Annotated in this window: 21 protein-coding genes and 1 riboswitch; of the genes, 6 read left to right on the forward strand and 15 right to left on the reverse strand. The window is 36.8% G+C overall.

The features are described from left to right. Positions 1-5: 5 nt before the first annotated feature. The 9 genes from trpB to BN3107_RS12870 form a co-directional block, all read right to left on the reverse strand. Positions 6-1166, reverse strand: a complete 1161-nt coding sequence (gene trpB / locus BN3107_RS12830) for a tryptophan synthase subunit beta (protein ID WP_058308048.1) — start codon at positions 1164-1166, stop codon at positions 6-8. Between the two features lie 85 nt (positions 1167-1251). Further along, the gene (locus BN3107_RS12835) at positions 1252-3000 is read right to left on the reverse strand and encodes a methyl-accepting chemotaxis protein (protein WP_058308049.1); all 1749 of its coding nucleotides are present in this window, start codon (positions 2998-3000) and stop codon (positions 1252-1254) included. 742 nt (positions 3001-3742) lie between these two features. Beyond that, on the reverse strand, positions 3743-5221 hold the full coding sequence (locus tag BN3107_RS12840) for a sodium:solute symporter family protein (RefSeq protein WP_058308050.1): 1479 nt from the start codon (positions 5219-5221) through the stop codon (positions 3743-3745). After that, the gene (locus tag BN3107_RS12845) at positions 5218-5406 is read right to left on the reverse strand and encodes a hypothetical protein (RefSeq protein WP_058308051.1); all 189 of its coding nucleotides are present in this window, start codon (positions 5404-5406) and stop codon (positions 5218-5220) included. Before BN3107_RS12845 ends, BN3107_RS12840 begins: the two co-directional genes overlap by 4 nt. A 118-nt stretch (positions 5407-5524) precedes the next feature. After that, entirely contained in the window at positions 5525-7147 is a 1623-nt protein-coding gene (locus BN3107_RS12850; RefSeq protein ID WP_058308052.1) for a BCCT family transporter, read from the reverse strand. A 125-nt stretch (positions 7148-7272) separates the two neighbouring features. After that, positions 7273-7452: a hypothetical protein gene (locus BN3107_RS12855; RefSeq protein WP_058308053.1), complete on the reverse strand. Its 180-nt coding sequence runs from the start codon at positions 7450-7452 to the stop codon at positions 7273-7275. Positions 7453-7541: 89 nt separating this feature from the next. After that, entirely contained in the window at positions 7542-8567 is a 1026-nt protein-coding gene (locus BN3107_RS12860) for an LLM class flavin-dependent oxidoreductase (RefSeq protein WP_058308054.1), read from the reverse strand. A gap of 14 nt (positions 8568-8581) precedes the next feature. Continuing rightward, positions 8582-9262 (reverse strand): RluA family pseudouridine synthase, encoded by a 681-nt coding sequence (locus BN3107_RS12865; protein ID WP_058308055.1) that lies wholly within the window; start codon positions 9260-9262, stop codon positions 8582-8584. A gap of 115 nt (positions 9263-9377) precedes the next feature. Beyond that, positions 9378-9749: a cupredoxin domain-containing protein gene (locus BN3107_RS12870; RefSeq protein WP_058308056.1), complete on the reverse strand. Its 372-nt coding sequence runs from the start codon at positions 9747-9749 to the stop codon at positions 9378-9380. Positions 9750-9896: 147 nt separating this feature from the next. Between BN3107_RS12870 and BN3107_RS19835 the strand changes: the two genes are divergently transcribed. The 6 genes from BN3107_RS19835 (at position 9897) to BN3107_RS12895 (ending at position 14405) form a co-directional block, all read left to right on the forward strand. Beyond that, complete coding sequence (locus BN3107_RS19835) at positions 9897-10016, forward strand: cytochrome c oxidase subunit 2A (protein WP_148434730.1); 120 nt, start codon at positions 9897-9899, stop codon at positions 10014-10016. Positions 10017-10111: 95 nt separating this feature from the next. Further along, positions 10112-10573, forward strand: coding sequence for a cytochrome c oxidase subunit II (locus BN3107_RS12875; protein ID WP_231735317.1), 462 nt, complete (start codon positions 10112-10114; stop codon positions 10571-10573). Between the two features lie 13 nt (positions 10574-10586). After that, positions 10587-12260 (forward strand): cbb3-type cytochrome c oxidase subunit I, encoded by a 1674-nt coding sequence (locus BN3107_RS12880; protein ID WP_058308058.1) that lies wholly within the window; start codon positions 10587-10589, stop codon positions 12258-12260. An 86-nt stretch (positions 12261-12346) separates the two neighbouring features. Further along, positions 12347-12973, forward strand: a complete 627-nt coding sequence (locus tag BN3107_RS12885; protein ID WP_058308059.1) for an SCO family protein — start codon at positions 12347-12349, stop codon at positions 12971-12973. Next, entirely contained in the window at positions 12970-13524 is a 555-nt protein-coding gene (locus tag BN3107_RS12890; protein ID WP_058308060.1) for a hypothetical protein, read from the forward strand. The genes BN3107_RS12885 and BN3107_RS12890 overlap by 4 nt, the downstream gene beginning before the upstream one ends. Positions 13525-13625: 101 nt before the next feature. Continuing rightward, a complete protein-coding gene (locus BN3107_RS12895; RefSeq protein ID WP_058308061.1) occupies positions 13626-14405 on the forward strand; it encodes a thermonuclease family protein in 780 nt (259 codons plus the stop codon). A 21-nt stretch (positions 14406-14426) separates the two neighbouring features. On the opposite strand, the gene BN3107_RS12900 is transcribed toward BN3107_RS12895, so the two are convergent. The 6 genes from BN3107_RS12900 to wrbA all read right to left on the reverse strand — a co-directional run bounded on the left by BN3107_RS12900 (position 14427) and on the right by wrbA (position 18972). Then, positions 14427-15191 carry a TatD family hydrolase gene (locus tag BN3107_RS12900; protein ID WP_316245033.1) on the reverse strand — a complete coding sequence of 255 codons (765 nt, stop codon included), beginning with the start codon at positions 15189-15191 and terminating at the stop codon, positions 14427-14429. Next, on the reverse strand, positions 15184-15927 hold the full coding sequence (locus tag BN3107_RS12905; RefSeq protein WP_058308063.1) for an ABC transporter ATP-binding protein: 744 nt from the start codon (positions 15925-15927) through the stop codon (positions 15184-15186). The genes BN3107_RS12900 and BN3107_RS12905 overlap by 8 nt, the downstream gene beginning before the upstream one ends. Beyond that, positions 15924-16682 carry an ABC transporter permease gene (locus tag BN3107_RS12910; RefSeq protein ID WP_082631305.1) on the reverse strand — a complete coding sequence of 253 codons (759 nt, stop codon included), beginning with the start codon at positions 16680-16682 and terminating at the stop codon, positions 15924-15926. Before BN3107_RS12910 ends, BN3107_RS12905 begins: the two co-directional genes overlap by 4 nt. A 142-nt stretch (positions 16683-16824) precedes the next feature. Next, complete coding sequence (locus BN3107_RS12915) at positions 16825-17118, reverse strand: MTH1187 family thiamine-binding protein (protein WP_058308065.1); 294 nt, start codon at positions 17116-17118, stop codon at positions 16825-16827. Between the two features lie 15 nt (positions 17119-17133). Next, entirely contained in the window at positions 17134-18108 is a 975-nt protein-coding gene (locus BN3107_RS12920) for an ABC transporter substrate-binding protein (protein WP_058308066.1), read from the reverse strand. A gap of 84 nt (positions 18109-18192) precedes the next feature. Then, positions 18193-18303: riboswitch (TPP riboswitch) on the reverse strand. A gap of 69 nt (positions 18304-18372) precedes the next feature. Beyond that, complete coding sequence (gene wrbA / locus BN3107_RS12925) at positions 18373-18972, reverse strand: NAD(P)H:quinone oxidoreductase (protein WP_058308067.1); 600 nt, start codon at positions 18970-18972, stop codon at positions 18373-18375. Positions 18973-19009 lie beyond the last annotated feature (37 nt).

Here is a 19009-nt window from a genome sequence, read left to right on the forward strand (position 1 = left end):
ACCTCCTATTCTTTTGAGCCATGCTCCATTTCAAATACTTGTTGAACATCTTTATCTCCACGTCCTGATAAATTAACAATGATAATGTCCTCTTGCTTTAACTCTTTCGCTACATTCATTGCATGTGCGACCGCATGTGCACTTTCTAATGCAGGTATAATACCTTCTGTTTCCGATAAAACTTTAAAAGCTTCTAATGCTTGCTGGCCTGTTACAGTCACATATTCACCACGACCAGTTTCTTTCAAGTGACTATGTTCTGGTCCTATACCTGGATAATCAAGTCCAGCTGCGATTGAATAAGTTGGTTTAGGATTTCCTTCCTCATCTAAGAGTGTTAAACACTTAAAGCCATGGATAACAGCTGGAACTCCTTCTGTTAAGGATGGCGCCTCAGCAGGCTCCACACCAATGAGACGAACTGCTTCATCTTCCATATAATGTGCAAATGCACCAATTGCATTACTCCCCCCACCAGTACACGCTATAACAGCGGTTGGTAATTTACCTTCTTTTTCTACTATCTGACGTTTTGATTCTTCACTGATAACTGACTGAAAAAATTTAACCATGGACGGAAATGGATGTGGTCCTACCGCAGATCCTAATAAATAAAAAGTGTTTTGATAGTTTTCTACTAAATCACCTAAAGCAGCATCCACTGCATCTTTTAAGCGGCCTTGTCCAGCGTCAACACTAACTACTTTAGCACCTAATAGTTCCATTCGAAAAACATTCAATGCTTGACGTTTCATATCATGTTTTCCCATATATATGATGCATTCGATACCGAACATTGCACAAGCAGTTGCCGTAGCCACACCATGTTGCCCTGCTCCAGTCTCTGCTATCACACGCTTTGCTCCCATGCGCTTTGCTAAAAGAATTTGTCCTATCGCATTATTAATTTTATGCGCACCAGTATGATTCAGATCCTCACGCTTCAAATATATCTTCGCTCCACCTTGATTTTCTGATAAATTCCTTGCATATGTAAGTGGATTTTCTCTTCCGACAAACTCTGCTAATACTTCTTTAAATTCCTGTATAAACGTAGGGTCCTGTTTTGCTTTTTCAAACTCGTCTGCTAATACTTGTAATACTTTCTCTAAATCTTCAGGTACATAGCTTCCACCAAATTGGCCAAATAGTCCCTTATCTGTCATAAAAATATCTCCCCTTTTCTTCTTATACCATTATTTTAAGTGAAGAAAAGCGGAGATACAATTTATTTTTTACAAATATTTAATTTTAAGATAGCTTATATTTTTTTAGTAATTCGCTGAGATCCTGGTTTAACTTCGTTAGTGTTTCCGCTGACTCTGCTACATTGCCAATTGCATTAATTTGCTCATCAAGTGATGAAGTAATTTCTTCCACTGACGCAGCTGTTTGCTGAGATACACTCGAAACACTTTCAACATTCTCATTCATTTTTTCTGCTTCAGACGTAATCTGATCGATATCTGTTCTCACCTTATTCATCGCGCTAACAATCTCTTGCACAGAATGCTCCATACCTTTAAATTTTGCTTCTGTTTCTTTGACATCCACATTCAAACTTTCCGATGATATCCGGTTATCTTCTACTGTCTTCACGGTTTTCTCTGTCTCAGATACGATTGTTGATATAACACCTTGCACCTCATGTGTCGCACGTTTTGATTGTTCCGCAAGTTTTCTGATTTCGTCAGCCACAACTGCAAAACCTTTACCATGTTCACCAGCTCTTGCTGCTTCGATACTTGCATTTAATGCTAGTAAATTGGTTTCTTCTGCTACATGCTCAATGGTATCCATTACCGTTGTAATATTTTGAACCTGTTGACTTAATTGACCGATATCTTCTGAAATATCATTAGCCGTATGAACAGAGCGTTGGTTTGAATGATTCAATTTTTCGACAATCTCCATACCTTCTTTAGAAATATCTTCCGTATTTTTGGCTAATTGGTCTACTTTATCTGTTTGTTGATTCATGCGATTTATTGCCTCGGTCAGTATTTCCACACGTTGGTATATGTCTTCTAAATCATTCGCTTGTTCTTGGGTACCTTTTGAAATTTCATTCATGGCATTACCAACTTCTTCACTGCTTGCAGATGTTTCTTCCGAAATTGCTGATAAATCTGTAGCAGCATCTAATAGGTGATCACTTGATGAACGAACATTTGTCACGAGATTTCTTAATTCTGTTGACATTTTATTAAATGCTGATGCCAGAACACCAATCTCATCTTTGGATTCTTTTAAATCAGTGACAGCAATGTGGCCATTTGAAATATCTGTGGCATATTTAGCAACTTCCCTAAGTAAACTTAATTTCTTTCTTGTTACAAAATAGAATAGAATCGAACTTATAAGAATTATTGATATCGTGATACCGATAATTACATATTGCAAAATACGTAATCCTTCATAAAATTCATCTTGGAACACTGCAATCCCAATTGTCCAATTCCATGGTTCAAAATGTCGCATATATGCTGTTTTATCGCGGTAACTTCCATCTGGTTGTTGATCATTATATTGTACAAATCTCTGTGAGGAATCCTCACTCGTTCCAGCCTCTACCATGCGCGAACGATTATTACGATTCTGGTCATCAGCTGGAGCACCCCCTATTTTAGTAGGGTGTAACTGTAATACTAACTCCTGATCATAAGCTAACATATAACCTTGATTTTTATAGACAAAATTAGTTTGCGAATAATCATATTCATTGTCGTCATTTATTGGTCCATTTAATAATTCACGCGCCTTATTTTTCGCCTCTTCTTCCGTTAAATTTCCTGCTTGTACTTCTTCATCTAATAATTCCAAAACCGTGTATGCACCATCTGTTATTTTCTGTAATTCACTTTTACCAGATTGTAATAACTGATCTTTTGCCACACTATAACTGAATAAACCTATAACAATACCTGTAATAGTAATAATAGCAGTTATTAATGCTATTAATTTTAATGAAATACTATTTTTATCTAGTCTTTTTATCATGTTGTCCTCTCCCTCCAACAACTTATATCGACTAAATAAATAGAAAATAAATAGCTTATTAAAAGTTTTTCTAAAGTAATCGTTGCCAATTTTAAAAACGTATTTACTTATGCAAAAGTAGCCTGTGATAAAAGATATTTTTCTAAACTTAAAACATGAACGACGCTATATGTAGTGTTGCGCAATATACGGAAACTGCGACATAACTTTGAGGTAATTTTGACATGATGAATGAGTGTGACCTCCGCTACGGCTTGGCCACTCCCCTTTCCATGGGGTTTTTCCTTCAGCTAACTTTTCCAAGCAAAAACCGCTTGAAAAAGTGGATCTTCTGGAAAAACGAGTCCCATAGGAGTTGGAGTGGCCGCCTACGCTGAATGAGATTCTACAACATTTACAATTGCTACTACTTTGGTTTCCTACTAAAAAAATAGTGAAAGAAGCCAATATGAATACTCGTGCTTAAGTTGTTGAGTATATCATAGCGCAGGCGTCCGTTTTCACTCCTGCGGGATGTTTTTACCCTAAGATCCACTTTTTAAGCGAACTTTGCTTAAAAAGTTAACTTAGGGTAAAAACCCGCGGAAAGGGAAACGGACAAGCCGGAGCGGTTGTAAAGCACATATAAAATCTCAAAATTACCACTCTAGTTATTGCGCAGTATGTTCCTACTACGCATAAAAATCCAAACGATTGAATCGTTTGGATTTTTCTAATTTTAAAACTCTTTTCATAGTCGTTTCTAATTTAATTTCTGCTTGTTTTTCATTTTGCTTTTAACATATCCAATGAACTCATCTGCTTTCTGCGCTGGTGCTTTCGTTAATAGACTAATGATGATAAATAGAATAGTAGAAAATAATATTCCCCAAAGACCTGATTTCAAACCAAATAATAGACCACCTGTTGCTTCGATTAAGATAACAATGATACTACTTACTGATACACTGACAATCACCCCAGCTGCTGTTCCTTTTTTCCAGAAAAAAGTACCGATAATGGCTGGCACGATCACAATTAATCCTGCTGACGAAGCAACGGATAACACAGCTATTAAATCTAGTTGTAATTGTGCGAATAAAAAAGCTAATACGGCAATCACTGGAATAACTACTTTACCGACCTGCAATTGTTTCTTATCATTCACATCTTTTTGAATATTACGATAAACATCTCTTGAGAATAAAGAGGATAAGGTTAACAAAATTGAATCAATTGTAGAGATAGCTGCTGCCATGATGCCGACCATGACAATAACACCTAATATTGGTGGAACCAGATCAGACGATAATAACATTGGTGTAGCTAAATCGGCATTTTCAAGATTCGGAAATAAAATAGATGCTGAAAAACCCCACACAACAGATACAACCGTATAGATAAGTCCAAAAATTAAAAAACCTAATAGCATATGTCTCATACTCTTTAATGAAGCGGGCATAAACAACCGCTGACTAACTTGTGGATTTGAAATACTAAAGAAAAACCAAGGGATCGTTAATCCTAAGAAAGTCCAAAAATTAAAGAAACCGTTACCTGGAACAGCTAAGCTTTCCGGATTAGTTTCTTCAATCGATGCAAAGAAACCACTTATTCCTCCGAGACCATCTACAATTAGGATGACTACGATAGTCGATGTGATAATCATCAATAAGGATTGAAGAGAATCTGTCCAAGCTACAGACCGGATACCAGCAATATAAGAGAATACTAGTGCCAATACCGTTGCAATAATAACACCTGTCGTAAATGGGATCGCATCATTTGTTACCCCTTGCAGTAAGTATCCAATTCCAGTTAATTGCACAGCACTATACGGAATTAGAAATAAACAACTTGAGATCGCCGCCACTACTGCGACCCATTTATTTTGGTAACGGTCCCCCAGCATTTCTGATGGGGTTACATAGCCATATTTTTTTCCGACCAACCAAAAACGAGGACCGAAAATTGCTACAAGAGATACACCCATAAAATAAATGATTTCAAAACCGAAAGCTCCAATTCCTCCGTTATATGTTAAACCTGCTAAACCTACTAACATAAAAGCACTGTAAGTAGTCGCACTATAACTTAATGCTGAGACAAAACCATTCAGTTTTCTTTCGCCTAAAAAATAGCCAGACATGCTGTTTTGTTTACCATTGCGTGACAAATAAGCTATAACAATAGCAATAACAACGTATATTGCTATTGTTGACCAAACTAATGTAGTACTCATTCCTCATCCCTCCAACTTTTCGTTAAAACGTAATTCACCAAAATAATTAAGATAGCCAGAATCGACCATAATAAAAAACTACCATACCATTTGGTAACATTACTTAAGAAGGTATAAGGAATAAAATAACCTAGAAAAACGATAATTAATATAATAAGTCCCAAAGTTTTCTCTTTTTTATTCACTTATTTCACCTATCCTTTCGTGTCATGACTTCTATTATACATAATATATTACACATGTAAAGACACATGTAAATAAAAAATAGTTACTTATGGAGAAAGTAACTATTTTAACAAATCTTTATTCTTTACGATCAGGATCGTTCTCTTTTAATACCTCTAATGCAGAACGTTTCTTTTTCTGTCTCCATCGCTTAATATATATAGTAGGTGCTTCATAATCATCTGAAGCAGTGATATCACGATTGGAAGCTCTCATGAAGGACCATGCCAACAAGAACATAATAAAGATCAGTGGAAATCCTCCAATAATACTGGCAGTCTGCAAGGTATCTAATCCTCCCAAAAACATTAACGAAAGTGGCATTATGCATAACGAAAATGCCCAGAATAAACGGTTCCATCGTAATGGTTCATCCTCCACTTCTTTCTGCACGACAGAAGCTAAAATAAAGGAAGAGGAATCAAAAGTTGTTGCTAAAAAGATGACGGCAAGTATCGTAAATAAACCTACTAATAGATCTGCAAATGGCAGTTGCGCAATGATAGCTATAATGGTTGCAGCTGGACCAAATTCATTCATATACTGAATCGCATTAAACTCTCCAGTTAATTGTAAATATAATCCGAAATTACCCATAATACCGAAGAAGAGTACACAACCTAATGTACCGTAAACCATCGTACCAAATATCATTTCACGAATGGTTCGTCCTCTTGATATTCGTGCTACAAACAAACCTACAAACGGTGCATAAACAAGCCACCATGCCCAATAAAATACAGTCCATCCTTCGGGAAATCCCGTTTCTGTGAATCCTCCTAAGTCACCGAAAGGCTCAGCCCATGTAGCCATTTTAAAAAAGTTATCTAATAAAATACCGATCGAATTAAATGTCGTTTCTACAATAAACCTCGTAGGTCCTACTACTAGAATATAAGCTAAAATAAACAATGCTAACCATAAATTAATATCACTTAAGAGTTTGATACCTCGTTTTAACCCGGAATAAGCACTAACAGCAAAGATAGTTGTACAAACTAACATGATCACAGCTTGCACCCACAGTGTTACCGGTATACCCGTAAGATGGTTTACACCTTCCGCTATCATCGGGGTCCCTAATGCTAAGGTAGTACCAGCTCCACCTAATAGACCAAATATAAAGAGAATATCAATCAATTTACCAAGTGGCCCATCTACCCATTTACCTAATACCGGTCGTATCGCTTCACTTACTTTTAAGACAGGTTTCTTTCGTACATAATAGAAATAAGCAATTGGCAATGCCGGTAACGTATAGATTGCCCATGCAATTGGCCCCCAATGAAATATACCATAGGCTGTTGCCCATTGAACCGCTTCCTGCGACTCTGCTTCTAATCCAAATGGAGGCCCCTGATAATAGTAGACCCATTCGATCACAGACCAATACAGAATACTAGAACCAATTCCTGCAGCAAATAACATAGCTGCCCATGAGAAAGAATTAAATTCTGGCTTTTCTCCTTCTTTCCCTAATTTTACATGACCATTTTTACTAAAAGCGACATATAATAAAAAGGCAAAAATGATCAGTCCCATTACTAAATACATCACACCAAAATTAGTTGTCATAAATGTATTCGCCTCACCTACAAATTCTTTACCCGCTTCAGGATAGAGAATAAGCGGCACTGTTACTACTACTAATAAAACAAAGGCTCCAATAAACGTTGGCCAATCAATCATTCGTTGCTTCATTGAGATCATGCCTTCCTCTCTAGATTAGTTTTAAGTTACCCAAAAGCCTCAAAACTTATCAAGAAAGGTGACTCTCTATTCAAACGAAAATTAGAAAAAGACAACATAATAGTTGTCTTTTTGAATTAGTTATTCTTTTTATTCTGATTACTTATATTTCTGCGGATGTAAATGTTGTACCAAATTAACGCAGCTGCAATGATTACGATAACAGCTAATGGAACATCGATAATATCGGTTAAGTCTAATATCATCAATAAAACTAATGCAGTTAATAATGGTATTCTTATTTTATTATAGTTCATGTGATCCCCCTCTAAACCGCTTTCAGAATAATTACATCTTATCATAAAGCGATTTTAAATTATACTTTTTTATCGAAACATAACTTTTTCTACGTCGTTATGCGCTTGTTCACTTCAGGTATCACGTATTCTACCAATAAATCAATTGACTTTTTTATTGATGTAAGATCTTGTCCACCAAAATCAATTTGTGCATGAAATCGATCATGTTTAAAAAGTTGGTGCTGGTAGACAATTTTTGCAATTAATTGATCAGGTGTCCCGACAAACAGAGAAGACTCCTTACTTGTTATGTATGCAAGATCAGATCTAGCTGCACCCATTGCACCCCCAATTCCTTGTTTGTTTAAATGCTTCCAATAATTGGCGTAATAGGGATAAAACTCTTCAGATAATTCTTCTTCTGTTTCACGAATAAACGTATGCCCTGCTATCGCAACTTGCGGTCGATTACCGGTAAACACTTGACGGTACCTTTCCACTAATGGAAGATACTTCTTAGCAATACCTCCAATCATAACTACTGTTAAACCACACCCATTTTTTCCTGCTCGTTCGGCACTTTCAATCGTTCCTCCTACACCAATTGCTATTGGTAATTTAGCTTGAAAAGGGCGTGGTGCAATTTCTGCCTCTGATAAAGAAGGTCTGAAATTACCGTCCCACGATACTTTTTCTTGCTCATTTAAACTGATAAAGAGATCCAAATGTTCTTCAAAAAGTTGGTCATACTCCCTTTCATTATAACCAAACAACGGAAAGGATTCGACAAATGCTCCGCGACCTGCAGTAAATTCAACACGACCCTTCGATAACAAATCAAGTGTGGCAAAATCTTCAAATAATCGAACAGGATCAGCAGTATTCAAAAGAGATGTTAACGCTGTTAATTTAATAGATTCAGTTCTTTGTGAAACAGCAGATAACATCATTTGCGGAGAGGACACCGCATAGTCTAAGCGGTGATGTTCACCAACACCAAATATATCAATACCTTTTTTATCAGCATATTGTGCCATTTCAACAATCATTTCAATACGATCGTTCACTTGAATGGTTTGCTTTGTTCTTGGATTCTCAAGTATCTCAGCTAATGTATACACCCCAAATTCCATTTCTTACTTCCTTTCTATTCTAAAAATTGCTCCCAATTGGTCCAAGGATATTCGGTTGGCGGGTAAGATACCACCTTTGTTTCTTCTTTTCGAACAGGGTGGATAAAACTTACTTCATGCGACCATAAAGCGATCTGCTGTCCAGGTTTGTTCACTTTACTTCCATATTTTTGATCGCCATATAACGGAAAACCCCTAGACGCAAATTGCACACGAATCTGGTGTGATCTACCCGTAAGTAAATTGATCTTTACTAAGCTTAATCCATTATCACTTGCTAATAATTGATAATCGAGCATCGCTTTTTTTGCTTGTTTATTTTTCTTAGATGAAACGCTAACGATATTTTTTTGACGATCTTTATATAAAAAATCAACCAAATGGTCTGTTGGTTTTGGTACGCCTCTCACAACCGCTAGATATGTTTTGGTAAGTTCGTTTTTTCTAATGGTATCGGATAATCGTGAAGCTGCTTTCGATGTTTTGGCAAATATCATGGCACCACCTACTGGACGATCGAGGCGATGAACAAGCCCTAAATAGACATTACCAGGTTTTTGATAACGTATTTTTATATCTTCTTTTAAAATTGTTAAGAGATCTCGATCATTACTCTCATCTAATTGAACAGGAACATTTACAGGCTTTTCAACCATAAGTAAATGATTATCTTCATACAAAATTCGAAACTTCATAGTAAACTCCTTTGGAACTGGTGTAGTTATTATCTTAACACAATTCGATGTAGCAATGCCCACTTTCGTTCCATATAAAAAGGATTTCCTGATTACTAAGGAAATCCTTTTTTTATTATTCGACTATTAATGTCGCGACCATATCATCATGTCCAGCACCACACATAACACTACACCTGATTGTGTATTCTCCAGGTTCTAGTGTAGCAGAAGCAGACCCTTCTGAATCAATTGAAATATCTGTTCCTTCTACTTCAATACCATGGAATCCTTCTTCATTGGAAAGATTTACAGTTACTTCACCTGCCGGAGCTGTATATTCTTCTTGATCAAATTCCCAGTTTGATGCTTTTATATCAACCACTGCTCCATCTCCATTGGCTGTATCGCCAGCATCACTCGTGTTATCTTCATCATCACCGCCACCACAAGCTGCAAGTATAAGAATAAATAATAAAAATGTTATACCTAATAGTGTTTTTTTCATGTTTTTTCTCCTTTCTAATGCTTAAAGTGTTTTTACTACTCTTATCATAATCTTTTTTCTACGTTAAAGGTGTGACTTTGCTCACAGTCTCCTGTCACAAAATGTTTTATGCTTGATGTAACTATAAAATAGATAGGAGGAAATAAAATGAATCCAAAACAAAAAAGCCATTCGATGTCTGGAACAATTGCCTCTGTCACTATTGTTGCACTAATTATTATTTTAATGTGGGCAGGTGTTTTTGCGATCTATATGCAAAGGGTCTGATTCACTACTACTTATTATACCGATAAGTATTGATTTTTATCTAGTAATCCAATTGCTTTTCACAAAATCTTCATATTTAAAGGAGGGGTTTTATTGTGGGGAAGTTAGAAGAAATCTGGATGATTTTAAGTGTTAGTGTTTTAGTTATATTTATTGTGATTGTTGGCTACCAAACGTTTGCATTAGGAATGGGACCTCCAAGTCACAAGGAAGCGATAGATCCGCAAAAGGTAGATCAAACAGCTCCTTTTGACAATCCTGGCCTCATTGACTTAGGTAATAATAAATACGAATTGGTAATGACATTAGAAGCTTTTGCATTTAATCCTGGGAATATCGAAATACCTGTTGGATCAGAAGTCGAATTTACAATGACATCAAAAGACGTTTCACATGGCATTCAAATTCCAGGTACAAACTTAAATGCTATGGTATTACCCGGTCATATTCAAAAAATCACGCAAACCTTTAATGAACCTGGAGAATATCTCGTATTGTGCAATGAATATTGCGGTGCTGGTCATCAAGCAATGTTTACTACTATTATCGTGAAATAAGGAGGGATCAATTGTGGAACAGGCGATAGATATCCGAGAGAAATTTAAAAATAAATTAGGTGTAAATTCTCAAGATGCAACTATATCACTCACTTACTTTGCTATATCTTTTGCTACCTTATTAATTGGTGGAATATTAGGTTTAATACAAGGGCTTGAAAGAGCAGGTCTCTATCAATTGCCATCTGGATTTAATTATTATCAGGTTTTATCTGCACATGGACTATTATTATTAGTAGTTTTTACCGCAACCTTTACAATTGGATACCAACTTGCTAATCTATCCCATTCCTTTAATGGGTTATTACCAAAAGTCAGAAAAATGGTATGGATCGGCATTTTGTTAAAGCTGATCGGTGTTGTTTTAAGTGTGACAATGATTGTGTTAGGAGAAGCTTCTGTCCTTTACACTTTTTATCCACCATTAGCAGCGCACCCTATCTTTTATATTGGATTAGTATTCTTAGTTTTAGGCATATGGGCGGTATCATTTGGTGTAATGATCAACTATCGTTATTGGCGAAAACAAAATCCTGGTCAAACTACACCGATTCTTGCTTTTTTTGCTATGGGGGTATTTGTTCTATGGTTTTTCGCAAGTCTTGGCGTTACCATTGAAGTCTTTATGATTATCCCATGGGTACTTGGATGGGTGGAAACGATCAATGTAATGGTTACGAGAACATTGTTTTGGTGGTTTGGTCATACTTTAGTGAACATATGGTATTTAGTAGCAACCTCTGCATGGTATGTAATTGTACCTAAGATTATTGGTGGTAAACATTTTAATGAAAAACTAATTCGTTTAGTAGTTATCCTTTTAGTAGTTCTCAACATCCCTGGTGGATTCCATCATCAAATAATCGATCCAGCAATTTCTACTTCGATTAAGTTTTTACATGTTTTTATGAGTTTATCGATAGCAGTTCCATCTTTAATGACCGCTTTTGCAATGTTTTATGTTTTGGAAAAAGCAGGTCGTAATAAAGGTGGTAAAGGTCTTTTTGGATGGTTGAAGAAATTACCTTGGGGCGATGTTCGTTTCCTTGCACCTATGATCGCGATGATTTCCTTTATACCTGGTGGAGCAGGCGGTATTGTAAATACTAGTAACCAAATGAATCAAGTCATCCATAATACAATGTGGGTGGTTGGACACTTCCATATCACCGTTGGAGTTTCGGTTGTTCTCACCTTCTTTGGAATTTGTTATTGGTTAATTCCACATTTATCGAAACGACAATTGACACCTAAAATGAATAAAATTGGTGTTATTCAGACATGGATCTGGACAATCGGTATGGCAATTATGGCAGGATCTATGCACATAGCAGGTTTAATAGGTGATCCTCGTCGTACATCGGATACAACATATGCCGGTAATGAAGCAGCATTAAGCTGGCTTCCGTATGAGTACATTTTTGCAACTGGAGCAACTCTCTTATTAATCGGCGTCATTATTCAAGTTTATGCTGTATTTAATATGATGTTCTTTGCACCAAAAGGAACAACAGAATACCCTGTAGCAGAACCAGAAGATGATCAGCCGAAAGTGCCAATTTGGACTGAACGCTGGGGATTGTGGGCAATTGTTTTACTCGCGGTTGTGGCAATGGCGTATGTCATACCAATCGTCGATATGATTGTTAATGCACCTCCAGGATCTCCGCCAATACGTACATGGTAAAAATTATAATGTCCGTTATCTCTGTCCTTCCTGATAGTTAACAGTGATAACGGACCATTACTATATTGTTTAAGGTGGTGAATCGAATGACCAATTATGAACGAATAGCCTTAGCAATTGTTCTTTTATTTGGTTTAGGTGTTTTTATAATCGGAACGGATGGTTTTCAAGCATTTACAGAAGAACAAGCCAGAACGAATCAATTACTAAAAGATCAACCTTCCCTACCAAATGTCCGTTTAGAGGATAGCAAAGATCGCACTTACAATATAAAGGAACTTCAACAAAATAAGTACTTATTTATCACTTTTATGTATACCAATTGTGCTACAGTCTGTCCACAGCTCGAACAAAATATGCAAGGAGTATATCAAGAGTTACCAGATACAATGATTGAAAAAGATATTCAATTTTTAAGTATTAGTTTCGATCCGGAACATGACGATCCTAAAACATTAGAAAAATATAGGAGTTATTTTGACAGTGATGGCGAGACTTGGCGAATGGCTCGAATTAATGACAAAGCTGAGCTTAGTAATTTGTTGGATCAACTTGGGGTGATTGTCATACCTGACGATTATGGTAACTTTCAACACAATAGCGCCTTTTATTTAGTGAATCGCAATGGAAGTTTAGTGGATGTAATGGATTATAGGGATATTGATCAGGCAGTTGATCGAGTGAAATCCGTGATTGGTGGAGATTCTTTATGAAGCAGGCAAAATACGGACTTATTTTATACATCTTTTTAATTCTTCCTCCTGTCGCAAATTTATTAGAATCGATTATGATTTTCCATATGCACACACAAATGCCCTTACTCGTTTTCACAGGATTTTTGGTTACCCCTTTTTTAAAAAACAAATTCCCTCGCTTTTTTGATAAATGGAATCGATCGGGTATTCCTGGGATAGTACTAGTGGTACTTATTTGGTCTTATTGGCAACTGCCACGAGCAATGGATGATGCATTGACTCATTTTTATGTAGAATATTTTAAGTTTATTAGTTTGCCTATTTTGGTTGGAATACCTTTACGTGACAGTTGGAAAAAGATCAGGAATATCGGACAGTATATGTTTCTAATCTATTTATTTGCTACATTAGTCATCACAGGATTTCTCTATATTTGGATTGATCAGCAAATATGCAATAATTACTTAATTATCGAACAACAGACATTAGGTTGGGGGTCTCTTGCGATGGCAGCCTGTTTGTTACTTTATATAGGATATCGTTTGTTTGATAATGAAGAAACTGTATAGGAAAAATAAATTGTCATTCTTCTTTTAACTGATGATAGCTTTATCATTTATATTATAGTAAACTATTGCTCAGAGTAAACGAACAGCAGGAGGATGGCAACATGTATTTTTACAAATGGATGATATTTTTGTTATTATTGTTCTTATTTTTAGCTGGATGTGGAACTGTTGAGGAAAAAACACTCAATGATCATCAGGAAAACAAAATAATAGAGAATGAGAATAATAAGGATGAATCTGTTGTTGATAAAACAGAAGCTAATGAAGCAAAGACAATAGATAACGAAGACTTTGCTGATGCCAAAGTCAATCGTGTGGTCGATGGTGATACTGTAAGTATTCAATTGAATGGTAAAGAAGAAACGGTTCGGCTTTTACTAGTGGACACACCCGAAACCAAACACCCTAACTTACCTGTCCAGCCATATGGTCCAGAAGCCTCCGATTTTGCTGTGGAAAAGCTTGCGGGAAAGTCGATACAAATTGAATTTGATGGACCGAAGCGCGACCATTATGATCGCTTGCTTGGTTATTTATGGGTAGATGGTGAGAATTTTAATAAGATGTTAATTGAAGAAGGATTAGCTCGATATGCTTACGTCTATGATCCTCCCTATAAGCATCAGGATGAGTTGAAGCAAGCAGAACAGCAAGCAAGACAATTAGGGATTGGCATTTGGAGTGAAGATAACTATGTCACAGATGACGGTTTTAATCATCAAGTTGAAAGTTCCGAATCTAATACAAACAGCGATCAAGAAGATGTCTATTATGCTAATTGTTCAGAAGCACGAGAGGCTGGGGTAACTCCTCTGTATGAAGGTGATTCCGGGTACGGAACCCATATGGATGGTGATCGTGATGGTGTCGCTTGTGAATAATGTTCTCCTTATTATCTATAATTAGATTTCATAGAACTTTTTCGTATTAAAAGTAATTAAGTCTTCTACACTTTCGGAAGACTTTTCTTTTGTTTCGCTGATCATTTTGATAGAATATTTTATCATTTTGGGGTGGGTCATTTTATCTTTAAAAGGTCCTTCGAATTGCCAAGGTCCATCTGTTTCCACCATTAATAACTCCAATGGGTATTGTCTTATTATTTCTTGTATCTCCTTTTCATAGAGACAATCCGGAGTAATGGATATCATGTACTTATTTTTCATCATCCTGTTGAGGATAGAGCTAGATCCTTTAAACCAATGAAAATGTGCTTTTTTAATACGATGCTTTTCTAAGAGATCACAGACCAATTCAGCATCCTCATAAATGGCATGCAACACAATCGGTAGGTCAAATTCTTTCGCTAGAAGGATAAATCGTTCTAATATTTCAAGGTATGGTTGAAGATGAATTCGAGTATCTTCTTGTCTTTTATAATAAGGAAGACCAACTTCACCAATCGCAACTAAATTTTTATGATGTTTACGAATCATTGCTTCTATTTGCTCTAATTCAGCTTTACTTGGTATTGGTTGTTCTGGATGCCAGCCAAAAGCAGGGTATACATATTGATTTTGAATGTGTAAATCCCATACTTTTTGGCAACTCTTGCTATCACTAGAAACAGCGATTAATCCTTCTACGCTACTATTAGTTATATCCTGAAGTATCTGTTGTTGATCTTCCTGATTGTACCAGTCTAGATGAATATGCGCATCAATCACCAAGCTCACCTCTCAATGTTTGATAGACTGCTTTTTTTACGTCTAGAAATTCAGAAGTTAACGTTAGTTCTTCATTTCTAGGACGTTCAAACGTGATATCAAACTCTTTGATAACTTGCGCTGGCTTTGATCCTAAAACTAGAATTCTGTCCGATAAAAAGATCGCTTCTTCGATGTTATGTGTAACAAATAAAACAGAAGGCCGCTCCTCTTCCCAAATAGACAATAACCATTTCTGCATATCGAATCGCGTGAATTCGTCCAATGCAGAAAAAGGTTCATCCAAGCAAATAAAGGATTGCGGGCTTAAAATGCTGCGAATAAATGCAACACGTTGACGCATACCACCCGACAACTCATGGGGATAAGCATCAATATAATCTGCAAGTCCTGCTCGTTCTAACATTCTTCTCGCTTTCTCTTTATCTGGTTTTTCGAATAACTCAACACCAAGTACAACATTTTCTAAAATGGTACGCCAAGGAAACAACGATGGTGTTTGCGGCATATAACTTATTGAACCCTTTTGACCACTAATTTCATTCCCGTTTAAACGAATCGAACCATGATCTGGCTTGTATAGTCCACCGATCAGATGAAAGATGGTACTTTTTCCACTCCCGGATGGTCCAAGTAAGGATACAAATTCGCCTTCCTTTACATGAAATTGTAATTGTTCGAGTATTGGTTGTGAACCAAAGCTTTTAGAGAGTTGCTCGATTTCTAATTTACTCATCGTTTCCCCTCCTCACTTGGTCGCCATTTCAAAATTAATCGTTCTGCAGTAATTATCAGACTAAAAAAGATTAAGCATAAAATCATAATGAAAAAAATTGCTACAAAGACACGATCTGTTCGAAACGAAGAAGATGCTAATGTCATATAAACACCAATACCTTGATTGGCACCAAGCCATTCAGAAATAACGGCACCCATCACACTATAGGTTGCTGAAATTTTCAATCCTGAAAATAGCTGTGGAATAGCATGTGGCAATTCCAGCTTGGTGAAAATTTGCTTTTTGGTTGCACCTGCCATTTTCATATAATGGATGAGTTCTGGATTCGTTTGTTTCAAACCATCTATTGTCGCTACGGCAATTGGAAAAAAACATACTAATGTAATAATTAATAGTTTTGGTGTAATACCAAAACCGAACCAAATCACTAACAAAGGTGCTAGGACGATAATAGGTATATTTTGAGATAAAATAAGGAGTGGATATAATGCCTCACGAACTCTAGGCATAAGATGAAGTAAAATCGCTATGATCAGACCGATTGTTACCCCTATCGCAAATCCACTAACCGTTAATGTGATTGTCGAATAAATATGATGTTGATAATTTTGCCAATTTGTAAAGGCTTCTTGCATAATCACAGATGGTGCTGGCAGAATCCAAGTCGGTATATCTAATAATCGACTGGAAATCTCCCAAACAATCAGAATGCTTGCCATAACTGCGATCGCTGAATATGACCTTCTAAACATATACATGCTCCTAATTTTATGGCCACTTTTTCATGTTTTATGGCCACTTCTAGTGCTTTTATGGCCACTCTCACCTGTTTTATGGCCACTTTAGCAAGCTTTATGGCCACTTTTAAGCATTTTATGGCCACTTCCAAAAATATTAATGATATTTTGCTGTTAATTCACTCATCGAAGCTTGATTGTCTGCTCGAGAATATATCTTGATTTGAGAAATTACACTAGGACAATCTAGCTCATGCATACGGTTGTTCATTTTTTCGATAACGACAAGCAATTGAGGTAGTTCCCCCTCCATTGTAGTTTCTAATGGATTCACTTGATATTTAACGCCTGATTTTTCAATAATCTTGATTGCTTCATCAACAAAAGGGATCGAGTCTTCTCCTTTTGGTGTTTTTGGAATGATTTGAATGCTAACTAAAGAATTTGCCATGGATATTCTCTCCTTCTATTCTGGTAAAAATTCATTTGTGAATGCTGCTTCGACATCTAGTTCACTTTCCAATAAATCATTGTCAAACATCCACTCTGCGTAATTGCGCCAAACACCTTCTGTTTGAATGCCCCATTGTTCTGCATCATCCTGATATTTAGGCGAAAGCCACTCTTGACTAGCGTGCACTAATTCTTCGTCCAGATCAGGTACTTTTTCTACTAAAATATCTGCTGCATCACTTGGATTCTCAATTGCAAATTGATAGCCTTTTTCTAATGCTGCTACCATTGCACTCACCGTTTCTGAATTTTCTTCGATCATAGTTTCATTGGTTGTAATGACGGGAGTATAGTAATCTAGCTTTTCAGAATAATCTGTCAGATAAAGCATATCCAATTCTACGTCTCGTAGTTCTGCTTGAACACCAGTCCATCCGTAATAAATCCACGCAAAATCCACATCACGTTCCACCGCTGTAAAAAAGTCTGTATTTCCCATATTGATAATCTCGACATCTTCAACAGACGCATCTTCTTGTTTCATTAAGGAATCAATTACAGCTGCTTCAACTGGGGCTCCCCATCCTCCATACGTTTTACCGGCAAAATCGGCTGGCGATGTGATACCTTTTTCTTTAGGAGCAGCAAATCCTGAAGTATTATGCTGGATCACTGCGGCTATCGAAACAATTGGTATATCTTGGACGCGTGCTTCTGTCACTGCCTCCTGTGCACTAATTCCGAATTGGGCTTTTCCTGCTGCTACCGTTTGATCGGCACCAGCTTCACCTGGCATGACGATTTCTACATCTAATCCTTGTTCTTCAAAATATCCTTCTTCCTGCGCTACATATAAACCGGTATGATTGGTATTCGGTGTCCAATCCAGAACGAAAGTCACTTCCTCAAGCTCTTCCGTTGAATCTGAATTACCACAGGCAGTTAATAAAAAAGTAAAAAGTACGAACACAAAACTTATTTTTTTCATTTTTGAATCCCCCTAATATTTTTCTTTATTTAGAGGAACATACAAGAAAGCGCCCTAGACAATTTGCCTAGGGCGCATAAAGATTCAGTTATCTTATATGTTCCCTACGCTGGTTCTAACCAGATCAGGTTCTAAGGGTCAGCATCTTTACGGATACTATCTCAACCGGCAACACCGGTCCCCCTACATGTTTACTATGAAATTACTATATTCTACTTTGACATAGATTTTGCATTTCATCAAGTTTTTTCATTAAAAAAGATATTAGCTGTGAATTTTATTAGTAACTTCCACTAAACGTTTTGCTTGATGTTTAACGGCAGCTTCGACATCTTCTACCATGGATCCATCTTCCTGACTTTGTGTCACACTTGTGCCGTATGGGTTTCCTCCACTAGCAAAAACGGAATCATCTGAATACCCTGGTGGTACAATAATGGCACCCCAGTGCATCATAGCGGTATATAAATTTAAGATAGTAGCCTCTTGTCCTCCATGAGCATTAGAAGCAGATGACATTGCACTTACGACTTTGTTGACCGTTTTTCCTGTTGCCCAAAGTCCACCTTGCATATCAATAAATTGTTTCATTTGCGATGGTAATGTACCAAAACGAGTTGGTGTACTGAATAAAATGGCATCTGCCCACTCTAAATCTTCAGAAGTTGCAACTGGGATATCTTTTGTATCCTCTAAATGTTGTTTCCACCCTGGATTAGATGCTATTGCTGCTTCTGGAGCTGTTTCTGCTGCACGAACAACTTTCACTTCTGCTCCAGCTTCTTTAATGGACTCTTCTGCCCATTTTGCCAGTTGGTAATTCGTCCCCGTTGAACTGTAATAAACTACTGCTACCTTAACCATGTATAAATACTCCCTTTCTTTGTTGGTTCATTCTTCA

This window comes from Gracilibacillus massiliensis (assembly GCF_001458115.1).
Lineage (GTDB): Bacteria > Bacillota > Bacilli > Bacillales > Amphibacillaceae > Gracilibacillus > Gracilibacillus massiliensis.